This window comes from Pseudomonas sp. NBRC 111130 (assembly GCF_001320485.1).
GTDB classification, from domain to species: Bacteria; Pseudomonadota; Gammaproteobacteria; order Pseudomonadales; family Pseudomonadaceae; genus Aquipseudomonas; species Aquipseudomonas vlassakiae.
Map to the genome: position 1 here is coordinate 54,141 of NZ_BCBG01000005.1, position 26,074 is coordinate 80,214.

Genomic DNA, 26,074 nt, shown 5'->3' on the forward strand with positions numbered 1-26,074 from the left:
CCGCTTTCTCGCCAAAAGGCGTCAGATCGTATTCGACATGCGGCGGTATCACGGGAGCAATGGCCCAGACTCTATGGGCAGTGGCTCGAGCCTTAGCCAGCCCAACGAGATGCACCAACACGTTGTTTAACTGCTGCGGTTCGCTTCGACTCCACGGTATTCTTGCACCATGCCAGGAATGGCTATGTGCCATGGCCTTCCGCCATTGAGCGCCAACGTCGAAATCCGGACTTCTCTCAGGTACTAACGTGAAGCGTGACATTCACCTCGTTGTCCTTTTGCTAACGGTCATTGGTTGCTCGCTCGCTTCGTTGACGCTATGGAAGGTCATGGCTTCTCGTGAACAAGCACTGGAAGACATCAACACCCATGGCCTGAACCTCACCCAGGCGCTTTCCACCTATTCCGAAGGCATCGTGCGGCAAAGTTCGATGTTCCTGCTCGGCCTGGTGGAACGCCTGGAAACCGAAGGCAGCGGGCCGGCACAGATCGAACGGCTGAGCCAGCTGATCAACCGGCAACAACCGCTGATGCCCCAGTTGAGCGGCATCACCATCTACGCTCGGGACGGGCGCTGGCTGATGTCGTCCAATCGCCCGATCCCGGTCGGCGCCAACAGCAGTGACCGGGCCTACTTCATCCATCACCGCGACGACCCTTCGCGCGAGTCGTTCATCGGTCCGCCGATCCGCAGCCGCGCCAACCAGGAATGGGTCATTACCATCAGTCGTCGCTTCAATGATGCCAACGGCGATTTCGCAGGCGTGGTGGCGGTCACCCTGGGGATCGAGAACTTTCTGCACCTGTTCGGTCAGATCGACGTCGGCCGGGATGGCGCCATCGGGCTGACCTATACCGACGGCACATTGCTGGTGCGCTACCCGTTTCGCGAGCAGGACATGGGGCGCAATTTCTCCCAGTCGCCGATCTACACCAAGTACCTGGTCGAAAAAACGGTCGGTACCGCCTCGTTCACCTCCAGCCTGGACGGTGTCGAGCGCCTGTATGCGTTTCGCAAGAGCGACCAGCTGCCGCTGGTGACCACCGTCGCCCTGGGTCAGCATGAAGCACTGGCAGCCTGGCGGATGGAGGCACAACTGTCGGTGCTGGTGGTGTGCGCGCTGCTTGGCCTGACCGGCGCCATCGGCTGGCTGCTGATCCGCGCCATGCGCCGGCGCAACCTGGCCGAGGATGATCTGCGGGTGGCCCAGCAACAGCTGCTCGACAGTAACCAGCAGCTTGAACGCCTGGCCATGCACGACCCATTGACCGGGCTGGCCAACCGCCGCAGTTTCGACCAGGCCCTGGCCGAGGAGGCAGGTAGGGCCCAGCGCAGCGCTGGTGCGCTGAGCCTGCTGATGATCGATATCGACCACTTCAAGCGCTACAACGACACCTACGGCCACCCGGCGGGTGATGCCTGCCTGCAACAGGTGGCCAAACGGCTGGCGGCCTGCATGCGTCGCCCGCCCGATCTGCTGGCCCGTTATGGCGGCGAGGAACTCGCGGCGATCCTGCCCGGCACCGACAGCGCTGGCGCGGCTATTGTTGCCCAGGCAATGCTCGAATGCCTGAGCAAAGCGCCTATCGCCCACCAGCAAAGCCCTTTTGCCCGGGTCACCGTTAGCATTGGCATTGCCTGCACCCAGGGTGGTGAACTGCACTGCTACCACGACCTGCTCGTGCGCGCCGACCAGGCGCTGTACCAGGCCAAAGGTGCAGGCCGCAATGGTGTGCACATCGGCTGAAACCGGCAGCCAGCCGCCGGCAATTGAAAATCCGGACTAAGGTTGCTGGGCACAAGTTGCCTCTGCCGTCATGAGCGCAACAGGTGCACCGCCAGCCCTGCCAGTGCACAGGCGAACAGCACCTGAATCACACCGCGCTTGAACCTGAACAAAGCAATCGCAGCGCTGAGCGCAATCACTGCGGACGGCCAGTCGAACGCCCCATTGAAGCCCGTCGGCCAAAGCACGTGGTAGCCGAAGAACAAGGCTAGGTTGAAGATCACCCCCACCACAGCCGCAGTGATGCCGGTCAGCGGTGCGGTGAATTTCATCTCGTTGTGGGTCGATTCCACCACCGGGCCTCCGGCAAGGATGAAGATGAACGACGGCAGGAAGGTGAACCAGGTGACGAGGCTCGCCGCGACTGCACCGGCAAGGAACGGGTGCTGGTTACCGAACATCGGATGCACGTACCCGCCTATGAATCCGACGAAGGCAACCACCATGATCAGTGGCCCTGGCGTCGTTTCTCCCAAGGCGAGGCCATCGATCATCTGGGTGGGGGTCAACCAGCCGTAATGCCCAACCGCTCCCTGATAAACATAGGGCAGCACCGCGTAGGCACCGCCAAAGGTCAGCAGTGCGGCCTTGGTGAAGAACCAGCCCATCTGCGTCAGGGTGCCGTCCCAGCCAAACGACAGCATCAGCAACCCCATGGGCAGCACCCACAGGCCTGCGCCGACCAGCAGCAGGCGTACCAGGTGACCCCATCTGAAACGCGCATGTTCTGGGGTTGGGGTGTCGTCATCGATCAGGGCTGGGCCATAACTGGATTTTGCCGCACCATGACCGCCACCGATCACGAATGTGCCTGGTGCGACGCGACCGCCCACATAGCCGATGATGGCGGCCGCCAGCACGATCAGCGGGAACGGCACGTTGAGCGCGAAGATCGCCGCGAACGAGGCGCCGGCTATTGCCCACAGCCAGCCATTCTTAAGGGCTCGTGAACCAATCCGGTGAGCGGCATGGACGACAATCGCGGTGACCGCGGGCTTGATGCCATAGAAGATCCCTGCGACGACCGGCACCTCGCCAAAGGCAACGTAGACCCAGGACAGGCCGATCAAGATGAACAGCGAAGGCAGCACGAACAATGCGCCGGCAATCAGCCCGCCCCAGCTGCGGTGCATGAGCCAACCGATATAGGTGGCGAGCTGCTGGGCCTCGGGGCCGGGCAACAACATGCAGTAGTTCAGCGCGTGCAGAAAGCGCTTCTCGCTGATCCAGCGCCTGCGTTCGACCAACTCCTGGTGCATGATCGAGATCTGCCCCGCAGGCCCGCCAAAGCTGATGAAGCCTAACTTGAGCCAGAACAGGAAGGCTTCATACAGGCCGATCGGCTGCCGAGTCGCTTGCGATGGCAGCTGCTCGCTTATTGCCGAGGGGGTATCAACCATTTTGCGATTCCTCACTTGCAAAAGCCGCCAGCAGGCCATCGAAGATGCCCCCGGCGACCACGGTCAATTGATCGTCATCGTCAATGCTCGCTCTCAAGCCTGCGAGGACACGCTCGATACCGGGTGCCTCGGCAGGTTGATTGCCGCCTGCATCCAGGTAGTGAATGACGCCGGCCAAACGTGCCAGGCCTGGCTGCTGCACGGCAAAGCTCTCGATGAGGGTTTCGAAGGAAACCCGCTGGCCAACGTGACTGAACCTGGCCCCATCAAAATCGAAGCCCAGTGCATCGCTTGGGCAGTCGCTGGGATGGTTCAACCAGATGAATTGGGCGTCAGTGTCGATGAAGCGACGAATCAGCCAGGCGCAGGCCAACCGATCCACCCATGGGCGTTTTCGGGTTGCCCATCGTCGTCCCTGGTAGTCGGTGCGGCTGAGTCGAGTGATGACTTGGTCGTGCGCACGTGGCTCATCGGCGGACAGCGCCCGGCTGATAGCGGTCTCAAGGTCTTGCAGGGCCGAGTCGGCATGAGCCTTGAGCAGGCCAGGGAAGAAATCGATGGCTGCCAACTGGCCAAAGGCCTTTCTGAGCTTGCGTGCCTGCCGTGCAATGTGAAGCGCATTATCCGGCGTCAGCTCAGTCCGGCTATCGGCAACGTCTTGCATCAGCCTGGTGTACTCATCGCTTCTGTCGAACAACCCGCTGAAGCGTTCCTCAGGTTCAGACAGCGAGAACAGAAACGCTGTGCCGTTGCTGGCCAGTACATCACGCTCCACGGCTTCGAAGGTTTCTCGGCCCACGTGACTTTCTGGCAGCAGGTATACGCCATCGCGCAGAACTGCTGCGCCAGAGGCTTTAAGGGTTCTCCAGGCACGCATTCGCTCGGTGGCGTTGGCCGTCGGCAACCCAAGGATCAGTAGCGACCACAGGCTCATGTAGAGTATTCATCATAAAATGTACTTACCTCTACAGTAATACAGGCTTATCCAAAAGCAACGATTATTCTTGGAGTGTGCTGAAAACCGGGACGCTGCTTCTACCGCCAGATTTGTCTCCAGTGTTCGTGAACCCGTATCCAGGCGCGCAGTCATACTCGGGCCCTTAGATCGACACGCCCGCCATCATCCCTCCAGAGCTGTTCGCCCATGCGCCAAGCTGCCCGCTGCTCGTCGTTTGTCTCGCTGTGCCTCGTTCACTTCTTCCTCCTGTTCATCAGCCCCGCCCTGGCCGGCGGGGAACGCCAGCTGGTGGCGGCCATCAATGATTACCGCGCCCAGCCACAGCGCTGCGAAGGGCGCAGAGTGGTGGTCTCGACACCGCTGGCGTTGAAGTCGAGCCTGGCACTACCGGTTGGCTACGGCGGCGCTTTGCGGGAAGGCTTGAAGGACGCTGGCTATCAGGCCGTAAAGGTGCGCAGCATCCGTTTAGCCGGCGCAACAGATGCCGAGGAGGCTTTCGACCGCCTGCGCAGCCACTACTGCGCGGCCTTGCTCGATAACCAGTTTGCCGACATCGGTGTCAGCCGCAGCCGCAATGAGTGGCAGGTGGTGTTGGCGCGTCCCGTGCTCGACGCACAGCTCGGCGATCAGCGCTCCGCGAGCAACGCGTTACTGGCGCAGGTCAACGCCGCTCGGGCCAAGTCGCGGCTGTGTGGTCGCCAGCGTTTCGCCGCTGCGCGCCCGCTCAGCTGGAACACCGCCCTGGGCACGGCAGCGCAGCGCCACAGCCGGGCGATGGCCAACGGCAACTATTTCGCGCACCGCGACCCCAACGGCGATTTGCCCACAGACCGGGCGTGGGATGCCGGCTACCGGGGGCGTCAGATCGGTGAGAATATTGCCGCCGGCCAAGGATCCCCGAGCAAGGCGATGGCCGGCTGGCTGGCCAGCCCCGGGCATTGTGCCAATCTGATGAACCCGATGTTCACCCAGGTTGGCGCGGCCTATGTCGCGAATGCGAGCAGTGATGAGGGGGTGTACTGGACGATGCTGTTCGGCGCGCCTTGAACGGCGCGCCAACCTCGGCGCCGATCAGTCGTCGTCGCGCCAGTCGCGGTGATGTTTGCGCCAGCCATAGTGATGACCACGGTCGTGGTGGTGACGGCGCCAGCCACGGTCGTCGTCATCATCGTCATAGTCGCGACCACCGCCGCGATGACCACTTTCATCGTCGTATTCGCGGCCCATGTGGTTACCCAGGGCACCGCCGACGCCGCCACCGGCTGCTGCACCGATCATGCTGCCCGTAGTGCCGCCCATCTGCCGGCCAAGCACGTTGCCGCCGGCAGCGCCCAGTGCGCCGCCAATGGCCGCTTCGCCACGGCTGTGCTTGTTGGCCCCCACCGCACCGCCGGCCGCGCCACCCAAGCCTGCGCCGATTGCCGAGCCGGTGCTGCCGCCGATCGACTGACCGACCACCGAGCCCAGTACCCCGCCCAGCGCGCCGCCTATGCCTGCTTCGGTATTGCCGCCTGCAGAAGCGACGCCGCTCAACAGGCCAAGTGACAACAAGAGAATCGAGGAGTACTTCATGGATGAAAGCCTCAAGGGAATGCCGAGGCGATCCTGAGGCTCTGCAAGGAGGCTTTCAACGGAAATCCGACCAGTAACACGGGTTGCAAAAATTCTCTAAGTTACTGTTTTTCCCGTGAAACTTTGCGGCTTTTTGACAGTCTTTGGCTACTTGGCACTCAGCAGCTCAAAGCCCGCCAGCGCCTGACGCAGCTACTGCGCGTCGACAAAGCGCACAGCTTGCATCCCCTGCGCTTTCGGCACATCCAAGGATATAGGCTGCATGGCCGGCCAAGCTCCAGGTCTGCAACTTCAAGCACACTGAAAGTCAAACTACCCTCACTGCAGGCGCGGGCTCTGTGGGAGCGGGCGCGCCCGCGAACACGGGCGAAGCCCGTGCCATACACCGCGTCGCTTGCTTCGCGGGCTTGCCCCACAGCAACCCAGGACAGCCTGTTACAGCTCAATCCAGCACCGGTTTGAGCAACCCCTGCGCCTCATACAGCGTCGCCAGGTAACGCAGGCGCATCTCTTCAATGCTCAACCGCGACGCATGGGTGGTGATCGTCAAGGTCGCCTTCAATTGGCCGCTGCGATCGAGCAACGGCACGCCCAGCACACGCATGCCGATTTCATATTCCTGATCGACGATGCTGTAGCCCTGCGCCCTCACCCGCTGCAACTCCGCCTCCAGCAACGCCCTGTCGGTCTGGGTATAAGGCGTCAGCGCCTGCAGCGGGTTGCGCGCGAAGTATTCCTCGCGTTGCTGCTCCTCCAGCCACGCCAGCCAGACCCTGCCACTTGCCGTGCAATACATCGGCACCCGCGACCCGGGGCGGATCGACAACGAAGCGATGTGGCTGTAGCGGCTGCGCACCAGGTGGATGATCTCGTCGCCATCACGGCTACCCACCGACACATGTTCCTGGGTCTGCCGCGCCACCTGCTCGACGATCGGCCGCAACATGCGTGGCAACTGCGCCGAGTCGACATAGGCCTGGCCGAGGCGCAGGGCCTTGGGCGTAAGCCAGTAATGGCGGTTGTCGGTCTCGGCAAAGCCTTCGTGGACCAACGTCAGCAGAAAGCGCCGGGCGGCACTGGGAGTCAAGCCAGACAGCCTGGCCGCCTGAGGCACACTCAGGCGTGGCTGCTCGGCATTGAAGAGCTGCATCAGCGCCAGGCCTTTCTGCAGGCCGGCGATCAGGTCGCGCGGGTGGATCTCGGGTCGGGACATGGGTTCGGCTCGGGTAAAGTGGCTGTTGATGCGATTACCGAAAGATAGCTGCGATTATCGCATCAAATGCCCGATAAGCGCATTGTTGATCAAATCGCCTCACTACAAGCTTGCCTCCACAACAACAGTCATGACGGAGGTCAGCATGATCCGAGGTTCAACCGAACTGGTCGCCATCGTCGGTTCACCTATTGCTCAGGTGAAGTCGCCGGAAAACTTCAATACTTGGTTCGCCAACAATGCCCGCGACCTGGCGATGCTTCCCATCGACCTGCAGCCAACCGCGCTGGACACCTTTGTCGACACCTTGCGCAGTTGGCGCAACTTGCGCGGCTGCGTGGTCACCGTGCCGTACAAGCAAGCCCTGGCCGCGCGACTGGACAGGCTCAGCGCACGTGCCCAGGCACTGGGTTCGGTCAACGTGATTCGCCGCGAAGGTGATGGCCGCCTGGTTGGCGACAACGTCGATGGCGCGGGGTTCCTCGGCGCCGCCCGCCAACAAGGCTTTGTGGCCAACGGCAAGCGTGCGCTGATGGTGGGCTGTGGCGGGGTCGGCAGTGCCATTGCCTACGCGCTGGGTGAAGCGGGCCTTGGCCAGATCACCCTCAGCGACCCCTGCGCGGAACGCGTCGGTGCGCTGGGAGAAGTGCTCGGCAATGCCTTCCCGGCACTGGCAGTCGCCACTGAATACCACTCGCTGGAGGTCTTCGACCTGGTCGTCAACGCCTCCCCCATCGGCATGGGCGACAGCGGCGAACTGCCGCTGCCGGTGGCACTGCTGGAGACCCTGCAAGCCAGCACGCTGGTGGCCGACGTGGTCACTTCACCAGAAATTACCCCGCTGCTGCACAAGGCGCGTGAACGCGGCTGCCCGATCCAGACCGGCGCGCAGATGGCCTTCGCCCAACTGGGCCACCTCGGCGCCTTCATGGGCGTCACCCCGCTGGAGATCTGAAACCATGAACGCTAGCGAACAAGCCGTGTTCGACCTGGTGGTGCTCGGCAGCGGTGCCGGAGGATTCGCCACGGCCGCCACGGCTGCCCGCCACGGGCTGAAGGTACTGGTGGTGGAAAAGGCCGAGCACTTCGGCGGCACCTCGGCAATCTCCGGAGGTGCGGTGTGGATCTACGGCAGCGATCAGGCACGGGCCGCCGGGGCCAAGGATTCCCCCGAGGCCCTGCGCACCTACCTGAAGGCCATCATCGGCGATGGTTACAACCCGGCACTGGTGGACGTCTTCATTGACCGGGGCCAGCAAGCCCTGCGCTGGCTGGAGCAGCACACCGAACTGCGTTACAGCCTGCGCCCGCATTCGCCCGACTACTACCCCGACGCGCCTGGCGCCCCCGAGTTCGGCCGCGCCCTGGAAATGGTCGAGTACGACGGACGCCATCTCGGTCCGCGTTTCAAGGACCTGAAAATGCCGCCGCCGGGCATGCTGTTGTTCGGTGGCATGATGGTCAACCGCGTCGACATCCAGCACTTTCTCAACCTGCGCCGCTCGCCCGCCTCGCTGTGGCACTGCCTGAAGCTGATGGCACGCTACGCACGGGATCGCCTCAAGCACCCGCGGGGCACCCGCCTGACCACCGGCAACGCCCTGATCGCCCGCCTGGCCAACAGTGCCTTCGCCGACGGCACAACACTTTGGCTGCGCAGCGAAGCACAAGCGCTGATCGTCGAACGCGGCGTGGTAACCGGCGTGATCGTGCAGCGCGAGGGCCGACGGATACGGGTGCAGGCCCGCGGTGGGGTGGTCTGTGCCATGGGGGGCTTTGCTGCCGGGCAGCTGGCGGCAGCTGACCGCCCGGATACCTCAGCGCCACACCTGAGCATGTCGCCGCCCACCAACGACGGCGCCGCGCTACGCCTTGGCGAGGCGGTATCGGCAGCCCAGGGCGCAGGCCTGGCGGCCAATTTCTTCTGGGCGCCGGTGTCCGAGCTGCAGCATGCCAATGGCCAACGCGAGCGCTTTGCGCACTTGGTCACCGACCGTGCCAAGCCTGGGGTGATCGCGGTCGACCCGGTCGGGCGGCGCTTCGTCAACGAAGCCAACTCCTATCACCACTTCGTGCAGAGCATGTTCGCCAACGGCATCGGCCATTGCTGGCTGATCTGCGACGCCGAGGCGATGAACCGTTACGGCCTGGGCCTGGCGCGGCCTAAGCCGGTGGACAATTCGGCACTGATTGCCGCCGGCTACCTGCTGCGCGCCGACAGCGTGCCCGCCCTGGCTGCGGCCATCAGCGTCGATACGCAAGCGTTGCAGCAGACGCTTGAGCATTTCAATGCCGACGCCCGCAACGGCATCGACCGTGCATTCGGCAAAGGCGGCAACAGCTACAACCGCTACATGGGCGACCCTCGGCACCAGCCCAACCCGTGCCTGGCTCCGCTGACCAAGGCGCCGTACTACGCCATTCGCCTCCATACCGGCGACCTCGGCTCGGCGCGCGGCCTGGTGACCGACGCCAATGCCAACGTACTGAACCGCAGCGGCGCACCGATTGCCGGGCTGTATGCAGTGGGCAACGACATGAATTCAATGATGAACGGCACCTACCCCGGCCCCGGGATCACCCTGGGCCCCGCCCTGACCTTCGGCTGGATCGCTGCCAGCCATATCGTCGAGCGCCTGCAGGCGCCAGCCAGCCACCAGGAGAAACCCGCATGTTCTACGAACTGAGAACCTACACCCTCGACCCGCTGAAGATGGCCGACTGGCTGGCGCTGTACCAGAGCCATGCGCTGGCGGTGCAGCGCGAGCACCTGGGCAACCTGGTGGGCTTCTTCACCAGCGAGTTCGGCGAGGTCAACCAGGTGGTGCACCTGTGGGCCTATGCCAGCCTCGACGAGCGCATGGCGCGCCGTGCCGCCATGGCCGCCGACCCGCGCTGGGCAGAGTTCTCGCGGCGCAATCGGGAGCTGGGCGCGGTGCTGCAACTGCACTCGCGACTACTGCGCCCTACCGGCTTTTCACCGCTGCAATGACTGACCCCTTCATAACCTGAGCGGCCCCCCCAGCATGCAACCCCTCGAATGTGACGTACTAGTGATCGGCTCCGGTGCCTCTGGCCTGGCGGCCGCCGTTACCGCCGCGCATCACGGCCTGCGGGTGATTGTCGCGGAAAAGGCCAGCCAGCTTGGCGGCACCAGCGCCTGGTCGGGGGGCTGGCTGTGGATTCCACGCAACCCGCTGGCGGTTGCCGAAGGTATCGTCGAAGGCGACGACGCCCCGGAACGCTACCTGCGTGCCCAGACCCACGTCACCGAACTGGACCCTCGCCAGCAAGCCTTCCTGCGCCATGGCCCGGAAATGGTGGCGTTCTTCCAGCAGCACACTGCCGTACAGTTCCAGTCCGGCAGCAAGATGCCCGACATGCATGCAGGCGATGGCAGCGCGAGCGGCGGGCGCTTGCTGTGCGCGTTGCCGTTCGACGGTCGGTTGCTTGGCCCATGGCTGCACACGCTGCGCCCGCCGCTGGACATCGTCAGCCTGGCGGGCATGGGCATCGCCGGGGGTGCCGACATGGCAGCCTTCTTCAATGCCCGCCGCTCGCCGCAAGCGGCCTGGCACGTTGCCAAGCGCCTGTTGCGCCATGGCCGCGACCTGCTGCTGCATCGGCGCGGCCTGCAACTGGTCAACGGCAACGCCCTGGTTGCACGCCTGTTGCGCAGTGCCCTGGACCTTGGCGTGACTGTGCTCACCGACAAAGCGGCCGTCCGCTTGCTCGGCGATGGGCGCATCGACGGCGCGCAGTTCGCCGATGGCCGGGTGGTCCGGGCACGCCGTGGCGTGGTCCTGGCCTGTGGCGGATTTGCCCATGATCGCCAACGCATCGCCCAGCTGATGCCCCACGCCCCCGATGGCACACAGCACCACTCGGCGGCGCCGCCAGAGAACAGCGGCGATGGCCTGAACCTCGGCGAACAGGCCGGGGCCCAGCTCGGCACGCTGGTGCAGGCAGGCGCCTGGGCACCGGTTTCCCGGGTGCCGCGCCGTGACGGCAGCGTTGGCCACTTTCCGCACCTGATCGACCGCGCCAAGCCTGGCTTCATCGCCGTGCGCCGCGACGGCCGACGTTTCGTCAACGAAGCGGACTGCTACCACGATTTCATGACTGCACTGTTCGCCGCCACGCCACCGGGCGAAGCGCACGAAGCCTGGCTGATCTGCGACCATGCCGCACAGCGACGCTACGGTATCGGCTGGGCCAAGCCGTTCCCTTTCCCGACCGGTTTCTATCGGCGCCGCGGCTACCTGTTCAGCGGCCAGTCCCTGGCAGAACTGGCGCAGCGCTGCGGCATCGATGCCAGGCAACTGCAGCGCACCGTGGCCGACTTCAATCGGCACGCCGCGCTCGGCGAAGACCCGGCCTTCCAGCGCGGCGCATCGGCCTACAACAAAGCCCAGGGCGAACCGCTGCATGGGCCAAACCCTTCGCTGCGCCCCTTGCTGTACGGGCCTTTTCATGCGGTGAAACTGCTGCCTGGCAGCCTCGGCACCTTTGTCGGCCTGTGCACCGATGCCTCGGCACGCGTGCTCGATCATACGCAACAGCCGATACCCGGCCTGTTCGCGGTCGGCAACGACATGCACAGTGTGATGGCCGGGCATTATCCTAGTGGCGGTATCACCTTGGGGCCGGGCATGACCTTCGGCTACTTGGCGGGCAAGGCGCTGAGCTGCCCGTAAACAGGCGCTATTGTTCGGTTATCGAACAATAGCCCCCTCCCCTGAATTGACGCTCGCCGATTCACTGCTCACCATGCACCGGCCTTGCGTGTACCCCCTGCCTGGGGCCAGGTCACGTTCGAGAAAAAGCCGTCCATTACAATTTCAAGAAATGACCCGGATATGAATCACTCCAAGCTCACAACCGCCAGCCCACAACTGCCCTGCGCCGGCATCGGCAACAAGATCCGTGGTGCCTTCGCCGTCGGCAAGACCCGTTGGGGCATGCTCGCCCTGGTATTCTTCGCTACCACCCTGAACTACATCGACCGCGCCGCGCTCGGCATCATGCAGCCGGAACTGGCCAAGGCCATGAGCTGGACGGCGATGGACTATGCCAACATCAATTTCTGGTTCCAGGTCGGCTATGCCGTCGGCTTCGTGCTGCAGGGCCGGCTGATCGACAAGGTCGGCGTCAAGCGTGCCTTCTTCGCCGCCGTGCTGCTGTGGAGCCTGGCCACCGGGGCCCATGGCCTGGCCACCTCGGCGGCCGGTTTCATGGTCTGCCGCTTCATCCTCGGCCTGACCGAAGCGGCCAACTACCCGGCCTGCGTGAAGACCGTGCGCCTGTGGTTCCCTGCCGGCGAACGCGCCATCGCCACCGGGCTGTTCAACGCCGGCACCAACGTCGGCGCCATGGTCACCCCGGCCCTGCTGCCACTGATCCTCAGCGTGTGGGGCTGGCAGGCCGCGTTCATCGCCATGGGCTGCCTGGGCTTGGTCTGGCTGGTGTTCTGGGGCCTGAAGTACTTCAACCCGGAAGAGCACCCGCATGTACGCCAGAGCGAACTCGACTACATCCTGCAAGACGGTGAGCCGCAAGCAGCGCGTTTGCCCTTCAGCCGTATCCTCGGCATGCGTGGCACCTGGGCCTTCGCCGTGGCTTATGCGATCACCGCGCCGGTGTTCTGGTTCTACCTGTACTGGCTGCCACCGTTTCTCAACCAGCAGTACAGCCTGGGCATCAGCGTCACTCAGATGGGCATCCCACTGATGTTGATCTGGCTGACCGCGGACTTCGGCAGCATCGGCGGCGGCATCCTTTCCTCGTGGCTGATCGGCCGCGGCGTGCGCGCCACCACGGCACGCCTGGTGTCGATGCTGATCTTCGCCTGCACCATGGTCAGCGTGACCTTCGCCGCCCATGCCAGCGGCCTGTGGATCGCGGTGCTGGCCATCGCCCTGGCAGTCGGCGCGCACCAGGCCTGGACCGCCAACATCTGGAGCCTGGTGATGGACTACACACCCAAGCACCTGATCAGCACGGTGTTCGGCTTCGCCAGCATGTGCGCAGCGATTGGCGGGATGTTCATGACGCAGATCGTCGGCAGTGTGCTGATGGCGACGAACAATAACTATGCCGTGCTGTTCACCATGATCCCGGCCATGTACTTCCTGGCGCTGACCTGGATGTACTTCATGGCACCGCGCAAGATCGAAGCCCGATAAGCGCGGGTTGCACTGACCTCGAAGGGGCCTTGGCAGGCCCCTTTTTCATGCCTGCCCGGTTTGCGCAGGTATCGAACCCGGGCGAACCGGTACCCAGCCCTGAACCAGGCAAGCGGCGTCAGACCGCCGTTCGTCGTGATTACATGATTTACATACAACCTTCATGCGCGGGTCCTCCTTCTAAACCAGCACAACAACATATTCAGCAACAATTACAGGACCGGGCGCATGGTAATGGGAACTTCCAAAGCCGCACGACTATTCGGGCTGTTGATGCTGGGCATCATCGCGCTACAGCTTTCGGGCTGCGACATGGTGTTGTTCAACCCAAAGGGCCAGGTCGGGCTGGAACAACGCAACCTGATCATCCTGGCCACGCTGTTGATGCTGGTGGTGGTCGTCCCGGTCATGATCATGGCGTTGGTGTTTTCGGTGCATTACCGCGCCTCCAACGAAAAGGCCCGCTATACGCCCGAGTGGAGCCACTCGCGCGCAATCGAGGCCGTGGTCTGGGGCGTGCCGCTGATCATCATCATCGTACTCGGGGTCGTGACCTGGCGCTCGACCCACGCGCTCGACCCTTACCGCCCACTTGATGCCGCCAAGGCGCCGGTCAAGGTGCAGGTCATCGCCACGGACTGGAAGTGGCTGTTCGTCTACCCCGAACTGGGTATCGCCACGGTCAACGAGCTGGCTATGCCGGTGGACACACCCGTGGATTTCCGGGTGACCTCCGATGGCGCCATTACCTCGTTCTTCATCCCTGCACTGGGTGGGCAGATCTACGCGATGGCCGGCATGCAGACCCAGCTCCACCTGATTGCCAACGCACCGGGGCGCTACACCGGTATCGCCGCCAACTACAACGGCCCCGGCTTCTCCGACATGCACTTCAATGCCCTTGCACTCGACCAGGCCGGTTTCGATGCCTGGGTGGCCAAGGTGCGCAGCTCGCAACGCCAGCTCGATCAGAGCCGCTATGCGCAGCTGGCCAAACCCAGCGTCGCTCACCCGGTAGAGCATTACGCTGCGGTCGATGCCGGGCTGTTCCAGTCGCTGATCGACAAGTACCAGGGTGTCAACCGATCCCGCGAGGTCGAGGAGCGCCTGGGCGCCCCTCAGGGTCAATCGCCGCAAGGCAGCAAGGAGTGAGGCACATGTTCGGAAAACTGACCTGGGATGCCATCCCGCTCGGCGAGCCCATCATCATGTATACCCTTGCGGTGGTCGGACTGATCGGCTTCGGCGGTGTCGCAGCCATCACCTACAAGCGCAAATGGACGTACCTGTGGAAGGAGTGGTTTACCTCGGTCGACCACAAGCGCATCGGCGTGATGTACATCGTCGTCGCCCTGGTGATGCTGCTGCGCGGTTTCGCCGACGCGTTGATGATGCGTACCCAGCAGGCCATGGCCTCGGACGGTTCGCCCGGCTATCTGCCGCCAGAGCACTATGACCAGATCTTCACCGCCCACGGCGTGATCATGATCTTCTTCATGGCCATGCCGTTCGTGGTCGGCCTGATGAACATTGTGGTGCCGTTGCAGATCGGCGCGCGCGACGTGGCCTACCCGTTCCTGAACGCGGTGAGCTTCTGGCTGTTCGTTTCCGGCGCGGTGCTGGTCAACCTCTCACTGGGCATTGGTGAGTTCGCCCGCACCGGCTGGGTCGCCTATCCGCCTTTGTCCGGCATCGCCTACAGCCCCGGAGTGGGCGTTGACTACTACATCTGGTCATTGCAGATATCGGGGATAGGCACCTTGCTGACGGGGCTCAATTTCCTGGTCACCATCCTCAAGATGCGTACCACGGGCATGACGCTGTTCCGCATGCCGGTGTTCACCTGGACGGTGCTGTGCACCTCGATCCTGATTCTGGCGGCATTCCCCATCCTGACCGCCACCTTGTTCATGCTCAGCCTCGATCGCTACCTGGGGATGCATTTTTTCACCAACGAGCTGGGTGGCAACCCGATGATGTACATCAACCTCATCTGGGCCTGGGGCCACCCTGAGGTGTACATCCTGATTCTGCCGGCGTTTGGCATTTTCTCGGAAGTCGCCTCGACCTTCTCGCGCAAGCGGCTGTTCGGCTATTACTCGCTGGTATGGGCGACGATCGTCATCACCGTGCTGTCGTTCATCGTCTGGGTGCACCACTTCTTCACCATGGGCGCCGGGCCGAACGTGAACGCATTCTTCGGCATCATGACGATGATCATCGCTGTACCCACGGGGGTGAAGATCTTCACCTGGCTGTTCACCATGTACCGCGGGCGAGTGCGTTTCGAGACACCGATGCTGTGGACCGTCGGCTTCATCGTCACCTTCAGCATCGGTGGCATGACCGGTGTGCTGCTGGCTGTGCCAGGCGCCGACTTCCTGTTGCACAACAGCCTGTTCCTGATCGCGCACTTTCATAACGTGATCATCGGCGGCGCAGTATTCGGCTACATGTGCGGGCTGACCTACTGGTTCCCCAAGGCGTTCGGCTTCAAGCTCTACGACCCGTTGGGGCGCGCTGCGTTCTGGTGCTGGCTGGTGGGGTTCTATTTCGCTTTCATGCCGTCGTACTTCCTCGGCTTCATGGGCATGACCCGGCGCCTGAACCATTTCAACGTGCCGGAGTGGCGGCCGTTCCTGCTGCTGGAGATGGTCGGCGTACTGATCATCCTCTGCGGCGTGGCCTGCCAGCTGACGCAGCTGGTTGTGAGCATCCGCAAGCGCCACGAAAACCGCGACCACACCGGCGACCCCTGGGACGGGCGCACGCTGGAATGGGCCACTGCGTCACCGCCGCCGTTCTACAACTTCGCCGAGCAACCGGTAGTACACGGCATCGATGCCTATTGGGGCATGAAGGAACGCGGGGTCAAGACGCTGATCGAGGCGGATTTCCGCAAGATTCACATGCCCTGCAACACCAGCCTGGGCGTGGTGATCGGCGCGTTGAGCGCGGTGCTGGGCTTCGCCTTGGTCTGGCACATCTGGTGGCTGGTGATCGCCAGCCTGCTGGCCACGGTGGCGGCATTGATCGTGCGCAGCTACGACCAGCATACCGAGTACTACGTGACAGCCGAGGAAGTCGAACGCGTGGAAACCGAACGGCGCCAACTGATGGCGGAGGCCTGATCCATGTCGCATATCGTCCTGAACGAAACCGCCCATCAGCAAGAGCAAGGTTACGAGGATGCGGGTTCCCTGAGCCTGTTTGGCTTCTGGATCTACCTGCTGACCGACTGCATCCTGTTCGCCACGCTGTTCGCCACCTACGCCGTGCTGGGCCAGTCTGTGGCAGGCGGCCCGGGTGCGGCAGACATCTTCGAACTGCCCTACGTACTCGGTGAAACCAGCCTGCTGCTGTTCAGCAGCGTCACCTACGGCTATGCCATGCTCGCCAATCACCGCAAGGACAAACGCCGCGTGTTGCAGTGGCTGGGTGTGACCTTCACGCTTGGCCTGGGCTTCATCGCCATGGAGGTGAACGAGTTCCATCACCTGATCGCCGAGGGCTACGGGCCACAGCGCAGCGCGTTCCTCACTGGCTTCTTCACCCTGGTCGGCACCCACGGCCTGCACGTGCTGACAGGTCTGGTGTGGATGGCCGTGCTGATGATTCAGGTACAGCAGCGCGGCCTGTGCTGCGTCATGTCCACACGGCTGAGCTGCCTGAGCCTGTTCTGGCACTTCCTCGACATTGTGTGGGTGTGCGTGTTTACCGTCGTTTACTTGTTCGGGGTGATCCGATGAGCAGCGAAAGCCAGGTTCATAGCAGCGCAGGGGCCAGCCAGTCCAGCCACAAGTCCTACAACGTCGGCTTTGTGCTGGCCGCATTGCTGACGCTCGTTCCCTTCGGGCTGGCCATGTATCCCAGCTTGTCGCGCAGCGCCACGTTCCTGCTGGTGCTGGCCTGCGCGGTGATGCAGATTCTGGTGCACATGGTGTTCTTTCTGCACCTGACCACCGCACGCGAGCAGCGCTGGAGCCTGGTGGCGCTTGTTTTCACCATAGTGATCATCGTGCTGCTGGTGGGGTTGTCGCTGTGGATCATGTACTACGTGCACTACAACATGCTCGGTTTGTGAAACCTGGCCGGCCTGTGGCCAGTTCGCCGAACGGTAATGGTTGACACGGCACCAGGCCTTGAAGAAGCCGCGGTCGCCAGACTGTGGGTCTCCGACGTCATAAAAAATGGCCCGCACTGGGCGGACCGAAGACCTGACGTGGAGAGTCGAACGAACTCTACAGCTGTTTTGACGGACGCCTTCGTCGAGGGTTTTTTCCTGTTTGCAAAGCCCCGACGGACGGATGATTCGTGTCTGCCTAAGGCTCAAGCGGCAAATCAGGCTGCCCAGGTTTCATGGAGATGGCGCCACAGAACGCGGTCTCCCTGGAGGCTGAACAGCGCCGTCGAGCGCCGTGCCGTCGCGTCCTGGCCGGGCAGCCGATGGGTCTCTTGATAGCGGACCATTGCACCCTCCGGCCATTGCGCCAAGGTTTCCAACCCAGAGAGCTCGATGATCAACCCCGGCTGGCTACCAGCACGCGTGGCGAACAGGTTGGCGACATCCTGCAGGCACACCTGCAAGCCAGTCGGCGTGATCATGGAGAAATCCGCCGTGAAGCGCTCGACCATGGCTTCGACCTGGCCCTCTCCTCTGGCGAAGAGCGCCTCGATCAACACGTGCAGGTCGATGACTTCTTGTAGATATGGATTCATGGCATTTCAGTCCTGGTTCGATAGCTGATTACAACCGATTGCCTACAAGCCCGACCCAGGTCGAACTCAAGCTGCGCAGTACCCCGGCCGTCGAGCATGATGACTCATATGTCATGAAACAGGTGGACTGCTCCCTGAAATACCGACGTACAGGAATGAGCCTGCAGATTCTGGCCATCGTGCTGTCGCTAACCAGCGGGGTGATGAACATCCTCCCTTGGGCACGGGACCGCCGTCCTTCCCAAGTGTCAAAGACCAAAAGGAAGTTATCGTCGTCGTTCCTGGAGAAGTTGCGAGGGTTTAGGGAGTGAAATAGGCTGCATCTTCATGAGTGGATGCTACTGACGCTGGGGAAACAATGATGGGATTACAAGGATGTGCAGCGTTTCACGGTCTGGCGTGCCGCCCTGTCGGGCCCTCTGACGCCGAAATGATCTGCTCGCATCGCGAGCAGATGTTCCTTGAAGCGGGTGGCATTGCTGAAGATCTGCGCGTCATGACTGAGCATTTTCGCCCATGGCTGGAGGAGCGGCTGCGAGACGGTCGGTATTACGGGTTCAAACTCCTGGATGGCGAACACGTGGTGGCCGCGATTGGCCTGATGAGCATCGATTGGCCTCCCCATCCCTCGCACCCAACCCTGGACAAGCGTGGCTATGTGCTGAATGTGTACGTCCAGCCGGCCTACCGCCGCCGGGGCCTGGCTTCGTCATTGATGCAAGCGGCTGAGCATGAGTTCGCTCGCCGAGGCATCACGTTCGCTGTGCTGCACGCCACCGAGACGGGCAAGCCGGTGTACGAGCAAGCCGGCTGGGCTGGAACGGCGGAAATGGCCAAATCCATTGCTGTGCGGTGATCACTTTCGAGACTTTGCGGACGCACGGCATTGATGACGAAAGTCCACCCGGTTAGGTCACGGGCGGCTGCTAACGACCCTGAGCGATCATACAAATCCGTTTTTTGCATGCGTGGACAAGGTCATTATGTCCTGAAAACCAACCCTAAACGACGTACCGCCTTGGACACCGAACCTTCAGGATTGGATCACACCAAACCAAGGAGCAGGCCAGATGTCCACCTCGATCAAAAGCGCTGAAGCAGAAACTCGTTTCATTGATGTCAGCAATCGCCGACTCGCTTACCGCACGATAGGCGATGGCAAGCCCTTGCTCTTGCTGATTCGCTATAGAGGCACGATGGATGATTGGGATCCACTGTTTCTCGATAGTCTGGTCACGCAAGGCTTTCAAGTAACAGTCTTCGACTACAGCGGTCTGGGCCAATCAACAGGTCAGGCGAGCTATAACCCAGGCTCTCTGGCAAAGGATGCCATCGAGCTGATTCACGCCCTTGGCCTGGGCCGCGTCGTGATTGGAGGGTGGTCGCTTGGCGGCATTGCTGCACAAATTGTTCTGGCGCAAGCACCACAGCTGGTGAGCCACGCGGTACTGCTGGGCACAACGCCTCCCGGCCAGCTGGTGAAGACGGGCGAGCCGCTTTTTTATGAGCTTGCCCGACGTGAAAACGACTTCGAAGATTTTGTGAAACTGTTCTTCGAGCCAACCTCAGATCGGAGTCGAGCAGCGGCTGAGCTCGCCTGGTCGCGACTGGCGTCTAGAACACAAAATCGTAGTCCGCAGGTGCCGGTTGCCTGGGCTGCACAGCAACTGGGCGACGCGCCCAAGAACCCGGTGTTCCCCGTGGAAGCAGTACTGCAGGTCCTTAAGACCACCAACATCCCAGTTCTTCACATAGGTGGTGATCACGACATCGTATTCCCTGTAGAGAACTGGCAGGCGCTGACCCAGCAATTTCCAACCCTGACCCAGCTCAGCTTGCCGAGTACCGGGCACGGTCCTCACATGCAATATCCCATCGCCACTGCCCAGCACATCGGGGCATTCGTGGCGGAGTAGCTGACCAGAAGCCGCACATAGAAAAGGCCACCTAATGTGGCCTTTTCTACGTTTCTACTCGCGTCATACCCTACTGCCACCACTTATCATCCTGTAAACCGCTATGAATGAAAGGCTCATTACCAGAATGGCGAAAACTATTGCGGTATCGAAGATGCCGTGTCCGCTTGCTACCGCGTACCCAGCGATCATCGCCGGAACACCCATACCGAGGTAGCAACAGAGGAAGGCTACGGACAATACACCTGCGACTTCCTCGGCGCGTGACTTGGATAAAACCAGTCGGATACCACCTTGAAAACCGGCACCAAAGCCAGCTCCTGAAATCACTACGCCAAAGACAAAGGGAGTGAGCGAACCGGTGATCAATGAGACTAAGACCATAGCCATACCGATCAGCAGCCCCAGTGCGCCAATCCAGGCCAGGGTATGCATTGATCGAGTAACGAATGCCCCAATAGCAGCTACCCCACTACCAGCGAAAGCAGCTAACACCAATCCGCCTGCCCATGACGCAGGTAGCGCAAAGAGCTGCTCAATTAACCTGGGCCCCATTGAGGCGAAGAAACCGGCGACAGCCCAGCCAGCAACGAATAGCGACGATGCAATGATCATTGGTCCGCGCACATCCACGGGTATGCTGAATTGCGGTATCAGTGACCGGGCCGCCCCAGGTATTTTTGCGCGGATATCCCTCATGAAGAGTAGACCCACGCCCTGAATGACCAAAATAAAAGCTAGCGCCGCGAACACAGTATGAGTGGGGTACGGTAACGCCTGTGCGAATACGCTACCCATCAGAGCCCCAACGGCACTGCCGATGGCAGGTGTGAGGGCATTCACGACCGCTCCGCGCTTGTGGTTGAGATCAATCAGGGCTGCGCCTACCGCTGGAACTGCAGCCCCTGTCGACACGCCTTGAATCAGCCTACCAAGCACTAGATCCGCGAAGCCATCAGCTACACCGAGCATGTACATGGCCACCAATTGCAAAACAGTCGTCCACAACAGTACTGACCGCCGACCGACGTAGTCGGACAGCCGTCCAAACACTAGCAGTCCGGCGAGTACTGATATGGCATAAATGCTGAAGATAAAGCTGATGCCCATCGCAGTGAAATGCCACTGGTCCTGATAGATCGGATACAACGGCGTAGGTACGCTGGATCCAGCCAAGAAAGTCACTGTGATGGAGGCAAGCAGACCAAAACGAGTCCGCGGGCCAAGACGCTGCTTGTCGTCATTGGCAACGCTCATTCCAGGGGATATCAGAGTCTGGCTCATGGCGGGTTCTCACAGTAAGCGGTTGATCAGCAGGCATACGCCCATCGCAAATACCAGTGTTCCAGTCCCGAAGCGCACGGCTCGCCAAGGGCGAGCACGTGCAAAGGTGACGAAAGCCATGCGTCACACTGAAGCCAAAAGCGAATAGTTGATCGCTTTTGTAACGTCAGCCTGGGGATTAGAAATGGCATCGAGCATACGCCCTATGACTTTTCCGCCTTTGATCAAGGCAGGCGCGTCGTGACTTGGCAGCAGAAATTTGCTGTCTGCAAGCGCCCTCTTAAGAGCTTTCTTTTCATCCAGCGTGGACATGGCCCGGTTCGCTGTGATCGTCGGCTCATGTGACGCTTGATCGAGAATGGGCTCAATCAATTGGTCGTGAATGTCATAGGCGATGTCGCCGCAGATATTCGCCATGCCTTCGTCAGTTTCGACCAGGACCGATATCGAGCCGGGCGTGTGTCCACCTGACAATCGAACTGCTACGCCCGGGATAACCTCTTCTTCGAACGTGCCGTCGACATCAAACAGGCGAATCGCGCCTCGTGTGTGGAGACGATCAATCAAATGCTTGGTATCAGCCGCAGTGTACATGAGCGGTCCCATGATGCCGGATGCGGCGAACTCCAGCTCGCGACGCGAGATGCCGACAGTAGTCGCCATCGGGAAGAGATCGGTCATGCCGACGTGATCGATATGAGCATGGGTGTGGACGATGTGCCGGATGTCTTTCATCCGCAGCCCGTGCTGGGCCAGATGGTACTCAAGCGTCATCTGCGGCGTCACTTCGTACGTGAGTCCATATTCTTCATACTGTTGGGCGTTGCGTGACCCTGTATCGACCAGGATCGGTTCCTCCCCTCCAGTAATAAGAAAACCCAGAACCGGGATGGTGACTTGCTCGCCGGGGTTCCGGAACATGACCAGACCACTCGAATCCATCTGCATGTTTCCGAGGTTAATTGGATGAATTTTCAGTGCCATGGTGATTCTCCTTGCAGCCGACGCTTGGGTTAAGACAGAGGATCAGGACGGGTAAATGCCGTCTTGCCCTGACTCGTTAAGAACCGATCGGTTCAATATAGGGTGGCCCAGGCGCAGGCGCAAGAGAAAAAAACCATTCGGTTCAAAAAAGTGATGGATGTTGCTCAGAGAGCTCGCAGCGCTTCCATGAAATGGTTGACCCGATCGCCAGTCCCGTCAGCAGGCAAGCAGCTTTCAACGCACACGCCAGAGAAAAACACCATGATGATGTCCGCAACAACCTCTGGTGCCAGTCGGGTTTTCTCAGCCCTTACGTTGTCAGCGATTTCCGGGAGCAAGCGGCGATGACAATCCACGAGCAGTTGACGCACCTGGTCGGAAAGCACGGGAAACTCACGTAGCGCATTGACCGAAAAACAGCCCATACACCCGTTATCTTGAGGGTCGCCAAGCCGAAGAAAACGCTCGATATTTGCCCATCCTTGCGGCTGAGAAGTCAGGATTTCTGGTGCTCCGCGGTTTGCGTAGTAATACGCCAAAGCGCTCAGAAACAGATCATCCTTATCCTTGAATTCTGAATACAGGCCTGACTTATTTACGCCCGTAGCCTGCTCAAGATGATGAAGAGAGGTGCCGGAGTAGCCGTACTGCCAAAACACGGGCAGTGCCTTCTCCAGAACCGTCTCACGATTGAATTTTCGAGGGCGTCCCATTTTCGGTACCTAAACGATCGACATGATCCCAGTATCGAACCGTTCGGTTTAATAGGAAAGCGATTTCTACCCGACTCGCCTCGCATCGCGGCGAACTGCTTGCGGGGGAACCCCAAAACCTCGGATGAATACCTCGCGCATGTGTCGACGATCTCTGAACCCGGTTTCTCTTGCTACCGTGTCCAGGCTATGGCGACTCTGCTCAATCATTAGCCGAGCTGCCTCTAGTCGTAGGCTCTCCACCGCTTTAGCAGGTGATTGACCGGTTTCGGCAGTGAAGACGCGCGTGAATTGCCTTGGGCTCAGATGAACAACCTCCGCGAGCTCTTCAACACTCAATGCCCTGTTCAAATGCTTACGCGCATAATCCAAAGCGCTCTGAATGCGATCAGACTTGGGCGCCAGAGCAAGCAACTCAGAGTGCTGAGACTGCCCTCCCGATCGGCGTTGGTGCATGACGAGCTTATGAGCAACCGATTTGGCAAGCTCCGTTCCCAAATCCTTCTCCACCATCCCCAATGCCATGTCGAGGCCTGCGGTCATTCCCGCAGAGGTCCAAACAGGGCCGTCCACAATGAAGATTCGATTCTCTTCCACCTCAATGCTCGGGTGCAGGCTTTGAAGCGTCTTGGCATATGCCCAGTGAGTAGTAGCACGCCGGTTATCGAGGACACCTGCTTGAGCTAGGACGAAAGCTCCTGTGCAGATGCCTGCGATGCGCCTTGAGCCCTGGGCAAATCCCTGCACGCTGGACAGAACCTCTGCAGCGGGAGGCGTAAGCGGAGTGAGTGTCCCTGTGATCATCCAGCTATTTGCAAGCCCTGGATCATCCAATGCCAGCGTGTCGATGTGCATACCCAGGGAGGATCGAATGGTCCCTCCTAACACCGAATAGTTCTGAATCCGGTACACAGGCTCGCCCGCGACCATATTTGCGAATTCAAAAACCGCCTGGGTGGCCAGTGACATCACCTGAAATCCGTCTGTAACCAAGTAGCCGATTCGATGCATAACCCTGCTCCAATTGCGATGTCCTAAAACACGACTATAAGCGTCGTTTAAGACAAATCTGTTTTTTTGCATCATGGCTCCACACCCAAACAACGGAGCTGGACCATGACTCAGGAATACAAAGGCACCGCCCTGATCACAGGCGCATCCACCGGCATCGGCGCAATCTTCGCAGACCGCCTGGCTCAACGTGGCTATGACCTGATACTGGTCGCCCGCAATCGTGATCGCCTGAACGCTCTTGCTAGTCGCATCACCAACGAGACTCAGCAGAGCGTTGAAGTCTTCCCCGCAGACCTGGCCAACGCAGCGGACCTGGCGCGAGTGGAACGCAAAATGCGCGAAGACGCCAGCATCAATCTGTTGGTCAACAACGCAGGCATCGGCACTCACACCAGTTTGCTGGACAGCGACGTTGAGCGAATGGCCGAGATGATTAGCCTCAACGTCACTGCACTCACTCGACTGACCTACGCTGCGGTTCCAGGCTTCATCGCTCGCCAACAGGGCGCAATCATCAATATCTCATCAATCGTCAGCCTGGCACCGGAAATTCTGAATGGCGTGTACGGCGGAAGCAAAGCCTACGTCACGGCCTTCACTCAGTCGCTGCACAAAGAGCTGGCAGAACATGGCATCAAGGTTCAGGCGGTGCTGCCAGGAGCTACGGCTACCGATTTCTGGGAGATCGGGGGACTGCCCGTCGAGAACCTTGATCCCAACATCGTGATGTCAGCAAGCGACTTGGTAGATGGCGCCCTTCAAGACTTCGACAACGGTGTCCTGATCTCCATCCCGTCCATGCAGGACATACAGCATTTCGAGCTGTACGAAAGCAGCCGCAAGGCGCTGTTCGGACATCTCTCCAGCAACAAGCTCGCCCCGCGTTACGACGTTTAATCACTCAATTGAAAGGATACAAATCATGAAAACTAGCGCAAACACCATCTTCATTACTGGCGGTACCTCGGGCATCGGCCGCGCTCTGGCCGAAGCGTTCCACCAGCGTGGAAACAAGGTCATCATCGCGGGCCGACGCCAATCGCTGCTGGATGAAATCGCCAGCTCCAATCCCGGCATCGATACCGTTCAGCTTGATATCAATGATCACCAGCAGATCAAGGATGTCGCACAAGAGGTTATCCGTCGCCATCCCTCGCTGAACGTCATCATCAACAACGCCGGCATCATGCCTTTCGACAACCCAGGCTCTGGCGATTATGACGATGAGCAGGCTGTAGGGCTGCTGCAGACCAACCTGCTGGGCCCGGTGCGTGTTAGCGCAGCGTTTGTAGAACACCTCAAGCGCCAACCTGATGCTTACATCATCAACAACAGCTCGGTACTGGCCTATCTGCCACTGGCCGCGACAGCCCTCTATTCGGCGACCAAAGCTGCGATTCACTCCTACTCGCTGTCGCAACGTTTTGCCCTGCGCGATACCAGCGTCAAGGTTCTGGAAATCGCACCGCCATGGGTAGACACCGATCTGATCCACAAAAGTGGTGATGAACGCGCCATGCCGCTGGACGAATTCATCCAGGAAACCCTGGAAAAACTGGAAACAGCGACAACCGAAGTCCTGGTTGACCGCGTCGTACCAGTACGCGCCAACCAAGGGCCAAACGAGCATGAACTGATCAACCAGTTCAACCAGGCTCTGGCCGAAAACCCTATCCCTGTCGCCTGAACATAAACGCATTGGACAACCTGGAAGGAAGCAAAATCATGACCCGAATTGCTGCTTTGACCCTTGACCAAGCTCCAGCCGCTGCGCGCACTGCCCTTCAGGGCATTGAAAAAGGCTTGGGGTTCATCCCTAACGCCTTCGCTACCCTGGCTCACTCTCCAGCAGCCTTGGGAGGATATCTCGCTCTGTCACAGGCGCTGAGCAAGAACAGCCTGACACCTGCCGAACGTGAAGTGGCGGCACTGGCGGCCTCTGAAGTTAACGGATGCGATTATTGCGTCGCGGCTCACAGCTTCTTCGGTGGGAAGACCGGACTAAACGCTGATGATCTGCTGGCAGCGCGCGCCGGCACGTTAAACGGAGTCGCTGCACTGGCTCGGGCTGTCACGCTCAGCCGCGGCCAAGTGAGTGACGAGCATCTCTCAATCGCACGGGAAGCAGGGTTGGACGATGCAAAAATCGTCGACGTTATCGCGCAGGTCTCGCTGCTGACCTTGACGAACTACCTGAACAACGTGGCGAAAACAGACATCGACTTCCCACCGAAAGCGATCTGAGTCGACGCCTAACTTAAGCGACGTGTGCGCTTCTCCTAAGGCGATCGGCCATTCCTTGAATGGCTGATCGCCTCAACCTTCAGCG

25 protein-coding genes are annotated in these 26,074 nt (G+C 60.7%); 16 read left to right on the plus strand and 9 right to left on the minus strand.

Features of this window, described 5'->3' with window-relative positions; genetic code table 11:
- Window positions 1-248 precede the first annotated feature (248 nt).
- Window positions 249-1,748 carry a diguanylate cyclase gene (locus APH33_RS03535; protein ID WP_082433427.1) on the plus strand — a complete coding sequence of 500 codons (1,500 nt, stop codon included), beginning with the start codon at window positions 249-251 and terminating at the stop codon, window positions 1,746-1,748.
- A 68-nt stretch (window positions 1,749-1,816) separates the two neighbouring features.
- Here the strand turns inward: APH33_RS03535 and chrA are convergent, their stop codons facing one another.
- A complete protein-coding gene (chrA, locus tag APH33_RS03540; RefSeq protein ID WP_054883816.1) occupies window positions 1,817-3,187 on the minus strand; it encodes a chromate efflux transporter in 1,371 nt (456 codons plus the stop codon).
- Window positions 3,180-4,121 (minus strand): chromate resistance protein ChrB domain-containing protein, encoded by a 942-nt coding sequence (locus tag APH33_RS03545; protein ID WP_156351883.1) that lies wholly within the window; start codon window positions 4,119-4,121, stop codon window positions 3,180-3,182. The genes chrA and APH33_RS03545 overlap by 8 nt, the downstream gene beginning before the upstream one ends.
- A gap of 210 nt (window positions 4,122-4,331) precedes the next feature.
- On the opposite strand from APH33_RS03545, the gene APH33_RS03550 reads away from it, so the two are divergent.
- Window positions 4,332-5,192, plus strand: a complete 861-nt coding sequence (locus tag APH33_RS03550) for a CAP domain-containing protein (protein WP_054883817.1) — start codon at window positions 4,332-4,334, stop codon at window positions 5,190-5,192.
- A gap of 24 nt (window positions 5,193-5,216) precedes the next feature.
- Here the strand turns inward: APH33_RS03550 and APH33_RS03555 are convergent, their stop codons facing one another.
- Together APH33_RS03555 and APH33_RS03560 are read right to left on the minus strand one after the other, a co-directional pair.
- Window positions 5,217-5,717, minus strand: coding sequence for a glycine zipper domain-containing protein (locus tag APH33_RS03555; protein WP_054883818.1), 501 nt, complete (start codon window positions 5,715-5,717; stop codon window positions 5,217-5,219).
- Window positions 5,718-6,159: 442 nt separating this feature from the next.
- Complete coding sequence (locus tag APH33_RS03560; RefSeq protein WP_054883819.1) at window positions 6,160-6,930, minus strand: IclR family transcriptional regulator C-terminal domain-containing protein; 771 nt, start codon at window positions 6,928-6,930, stop codon at window positions 6,160-6,162.
- 145 nt (window positions 6,931-7,075) lie between these two features.
- On the opposite strand from APH33_RS03560, the gene APH33_RS03565 reads away from it, so the two are divergent.
- The 9 genes from APH33_RS03565 to cyoD all read left to right on the plus strand — a co-directional run bounded on the left by APH33_RS03565 (window position 7,076) and on the right by cyoD (window position 17,199).
- Complete coding sequence (locus APH33_RS03565; protein ID WP_054883820.1) at window positions 7,076-7,885, plus strand: shikimate dehydrogenase; 810 nt, start codon at window positions 7,076-7,078, stop codon at window positions 7,883-7,885.
- A 4-nt stretch (window positions 7,886-7,889) separates the two neighbouring features.
- Window positions 7,890-9,617, plus strand: a complete 1,728-nt coding sequence (locus tag APH33_RS03570; protein ID WP_054883821.1) for an FAD-dependent oxidoreductase — start codon at window positions 7,890-7,892, stop codon at window positions 9,615-9,617.
- Window positions 9,602-9,922, plus strand: coding sequence for an NIPSNAP family protein (locus APH33_RS03575; RefSeq protein ID WP_054883822.1), 321 nt, complete (start codon window positions 9,602-9,604; stop codon window positions 9,920-9,922). Before APH33_RS03570 ends, APH33_RS03575 begins: the two co-directional genes overlap by 16 nt.
- A 34-nt stretch (window positions 9,923-9,956) precedes the next feature.
- Entirely contained in the window at window positions 9,957-11,627 is a 1,671-nt protein-coding gene (locus APH33_RS03580; RefSeq protein ID WP_054883823.1) for an FAD-dependent oxidoreductase, read from the plus strand.
- A 162-nt stretch (window positions 11,628-11,789) separates the two neighbouring features.
- Window positions 11,790-13,115 (plus strand): MFS transporter, encoded by a 1,326-nt coding sequence (locus tag APH33_RS03585; RefSeq protein ID WP_054883824.1) that lies wholly within the window; start codon window positions 11,790-11,792, stop codon window positions 13,113-13,115.
- Between the two features lie 234 nt (window positions 13,116-13,349).
- Window positions 13,350-14,267 (plus strand): ubiquinol oxidase subunit II, encoded by a 918-nt coding sequence (gene cyoA / locus APH33_RS03590; RefSeq protein WP_099813700.1) that lies wholly within the window; start codon window positions 13,350-13,352, stop codon window positions 14,265-14,267.
- Between the two features lie 5 nt (window positions 14,268-14,272).
- Window positions 14,273-16,246, plus strand: a complete 1,974-nt coding sequence (gene cyoB, locus APH33_RS03595) for a cytochrome o ubiquinol oxidase subunit I (RefSeq protein WP_054883826.1) — start codon at window positions 14,273-14,275, stop codon at window positions 16,244-16,246.
- A gap of 3 nt (window positions 16,247-16,249) precedes the next feature.
- Window positions 16,250-16,864 carry a cytochrome o ubiquinol oxidase subunit III gene (cyoC, locus tag APH33_RS03600; RefSeq protein ID WP_054883827.1) on the plus strand — a complete coding sequence of 205 codons (615 nt, stop codon included), beginning with the start codon at window positions 16,250-16,252 and terminating at the stop codon, window positions 16,862-16,864.
- Window positions 16,861-17,199 (plus strand): cytochrome o ubiquinol oxidase subunit IV, encoded by a 339-nt coding sequence (cyoD, locus tag APH33_RS03605; RefSeq protein WP_054883828.1) that lies wholly within the window; start codon window positions 16,861-16,863, stop codon window positions 17,197-17,199. Before cyoC ends, cyoD begins: the two co-directional genes overlap by 4 nt.
- Window positions 17,200-17,456: 257 nt before the next feature.
- Here the strand turns inward: cyoD and APH33_RS03610 are convergent, their stop codons facing one another.
- Entirely contained in the window at window positions 17,457-17,834 is a 378-nt protein-coding gene (locus APH33_RS03610; protein ID WP_054883829.1) for a hypothetical protein, read from the minus strand.
- A gap of 358 nt (window positions 17,835-18,192) precedes the next feature.
- On the opposite strand from APH33_RS03610, the gene APH33_RS03615 reads away from it, so the two are divergent.
- Complete coding sequence (locus APH33_RS03615; protein WP_054883830.1) at window positions 18,193-18,690, plus strand: GNAT family N-acetyltransferase; 498 nt, start codon at window positions 18,193-18,195, stop codon at window positions 18,688-18,690.
- Between the two features lie 214 nt (window positions 18,691-18,904).
- Window positions 18,905-19,750, plus strand: coding sequence for an alpha/beta fold hydrolase (locus APH33_RS03620; RefSeq protein WP_054883831.1), 846 nt, complete (start codon window positions 18,905-18,907; stop codon window positions 19,748-19,750).
- Window positions 19,751-19,813: 63 nt separating this feature from the next.
- On the opposite strand, the gene APH33_RS03625 is transcribed toward APH33_RS03620, so the two are convergent.
- The 4 genes from APH33_RS03625 to APH33_RS03640 all read right to left on the minus strand — a co-directional run bounded on the left by APH33_RS03625 (window position 19,814) and on the right by APH33_RS03640 (window position 23,742).
- On the minus strand, window positions 19,814-21,034 hold the full coding sequence (locus tag APH33_RS03625; RefSeq protein WP_082433429.1) for an MFS transporter: 1,221 nt from the start codon (window positions 21,032-21,034) through the stop codon (window positions 19,814-19,816).
- 123 nt (window positions 21,035-21,157) lie between these two features.
- Window positions 21,158-22,018, minus strand: coding sequence for an N-acyl homoserine lactonase family protein (locus APH33_RS03630; RefSeq protein ID WP_054883833.1), 861 nt, complete (start codon window positions 22,016-22,018; stop codon window positions 21,158-21,160).
- A gap of 164 nt (window positions 22,019-22,182) precedes the next feature.
- A complete protein-coding gene (locus tag APH33_RS03635) occupies window positions 22,183-22,731 on the minus strand; it encodes a TetR/AcrR family transcriptional regulator (RefSeq protein WP_054883834.1) in 549 nt (182 codons plus the stop codon).
- 66 nt (window positions 22,732-22,797) lie between these two features.
- Window positions 22,798-23,742, minus strand: coding sequence for a GlxA family transcriptional regulator (locus tag APH33_RS03640; RefSeq protein ID WP_054883835.1), 945 nt, complete (start codon window positions 23,740-23,742; stop codon window positions 22,798-22,800).
- A gap of 105 nt (window positions 23,743-23,847) precedes the next feature.
- Here APH33_RS03640 and APH33_RS03645 point away from each other — a divergent pair, with 105 nt between their 5' ends.
- Genes APH33_RS03645 through APH33_RS03655 form a run of 3 tightly spaced genes read left to right on the plus strand, consistent with a single transcriptional unit; the run spans window position 23,848 to window position 25,989 of the window.
- A complete protein-coding gene (locus tag APH33_RS03645; RefSeq protein WP_054883836.1) occupies window positions 23,848-24,642 on the plus strand; it encodes an SDR family oxidoreductase in 795 nt (264 codons plus the stop codon).
- 25 nt (window positions 24,643-24,667) lie between these two features.
- Entirely contained in the window at window positions 24,668-25,432 is a 765-nt protein-coding gene (locus tag APH33_RS03650) for an SDR family oxidoreductase (protein WP_054883837.1), read from the plus strand.
- Window positions 25,433-25,470: 38 nt separating this feature from the next.
- A complete protein-coding gene (locus APH33_RS03655) occupies window positions 25,471-25,989 on the plus strand; it encodes a carboxymuconolactone decarboxylase family protein (RefSeq protein ID WP_054883838.1) in 519 nt (172 codons plus the stop codon).
- Window positions 25,990-26,074: the final 85 nt, after the last annotated feature.

Excerpts from the sequence above, each read along its gene's own strand:
- cyoA (WP_099813700.1), top strand. The coding sequence starts at position 13,350 with ATGGGAACTTCCAAAGCCGCACGACTATTCGGGCTGTTGATGCTGGGC.
- APH33_RS03625 (WP_082433429.1), bottom strand. The coding sequence starts at position 21,034 with ATGAGCCAGACTCTGATATCCCCTGGAATGAGCGTTGCCAATGACGAC.
- APH33_RS03610 (WP_054883829.1), bottom strand. The coding sequence starts at position 17,834 with ATGAATCCATATCTACAAGAAGTCATCGACCTGCACGTGTTGATCGAG.
- cyoD (WP_054883828.1), top strand. The coding sequence starts at position 16,861 with ATGAGCAGCGAAAGCCAGGTTCATAGCAGCGCAGGGGCCAGCCAGTCC.
- APH33_RS03645 (WP_054883836.1), top strand. The coding sequence starts at position 23,848 with ATGACTCAGGAATACAAAGGCACCGCCCTGATCACAGGCGCATCCACC.
- APH33_RS03565 (WP_054883820.1), top strand. The coding sequence starts at position 7,076 with ATGATCCGAGGTTCAACCGAACTGGTCGCCATCGTCGGTTCACCTATT.
- APH33_RS03655 (WP_054883838.1), top strand. The coding sequence starts at position 25,471 with ATGACCCGAATTGCTGCTTTGACCCTTGACCAAGCTCCAGCCGCTGCG.
- APH33_RS03580 (WP_054883823.1), top strand. The coding sequence starts at position 9,957 with ATGCAACCCCTCGAATGTGACGTACTAGTGATCGGCTCCGGTGCCTCT.
- APH33_RS03620 (WP_054883831.1), top strand. The coding sequence starts at position 18,905 with ATGTCCACCTCGATCAAAAGCGCTGAAGCAGAAACTCGTTTCATTGAT.
- chrA (WP_054883816.1), bottom strand. The coding sequence starts at position 3,187 with ATGGTTGATACCCCCTCGGCAATAAGCGAGCAGCTGCCATCGCAAGCG.
- APH33_RS03575 (WP_054883822.1), top strand. The coding sequence starts at position 9,602 with ATGTTCTACGAACTGAGAACCTACACCCTCGACCCGCTGAAGATGGCC.
- APH33_RS03555 (WP_054883818.1), bottom strand. The coding sequence starts at position 5,717 with ATGAAGTACTCCTCGATTCTCTTGTTGTCACTTGGCCTGTTGAGCGGC.
- APH33_RS03560 (WP_054883819.1), bottom strand. The coding sequence starts at position 6,930 with ATGTCCCGACCCGAGATCCACCCGCGCGACCTGATCGCCGGCCTGCAG.
- APH33_RS03630 (WP_054883833.1), bottom strand. The coding sequence starts at position 22,018 with ATGGCACTGAAAATTCATCCAATTAACCTCGGAAACATGCAGATGGAT.
- APH33_RS03650 (WP_054883837.1), top strand. The coding sequence starts at position 24,668 with ATGAAAACTAGCGCAAACACCATCTTCATTACTGGCGGTACCTCGGGC.
- APH33_RS03615 (WP_054883830.1), top strand. The coding sequence starts at position 18,193 with ATGATGGGATTACAAGGATGTGCAGCGTTTCACGGTCTGGCGTGCCGC.
- APH33_RS03545 (WP_156351883.1), bottom strand. The coding sequence starts at position 4,121 with ATGAGCCTGTGGTCGCTACTGATCCTTGGGTTGCCGACGGCCAACGCC.
- APH33_RS03635 (WP_054883834.1), bottom strand. The coding sequence starts at position 22,731 with ATGGGACGCCCTCGAAAATTCAATCGTGAGACGGTTCTGGAGAAGGCA.
- APH33_RS03550 (WP_054883817.1), top strand. The coding sequence starts at position 4,332 with ATGCGCCAAGCTGCCCGCTGCTCGTCGTTTGTCTCGCTGTGCCTCGTT.
- APH33_RS03585 (WP_054883824.1), top strand. The coding sequence starts at position 11,790 with ATGAATCACTCCAAGCTCACAACCGCCAGCCCACAACTGCCCTGCGCC.
- cyoC (WP_054883827.1), top strand. The coding sequence starts at position 16,250 with ATGTCGCATATCGTCCTGAACGAAACCGCCCATCAGCAAGAGCAAGGT.
- APH33_RS03570 (WP_054883821.1), top strand. The coding sequence starts at position 7,890 with ATGAACGCTAGCGAACAAGCCGTGTTCGACCTGGTGGTGCTCGGCAGC.
- cyoB (WP_054883826.1), top strand. The coding sequence starts at position 14,273 with ATGTTCGGAAAACTGACCTGGGATGCCATCCCGCTCGGCGAGCCCATC.
- APH33_RS03640 (WP_054883835.1), bottom strand. The coding sequence starts at position 23,742 with ATGCATCGAATCGGCTACTTGGTTACAGACGGATTTCAGGTGATGTCA.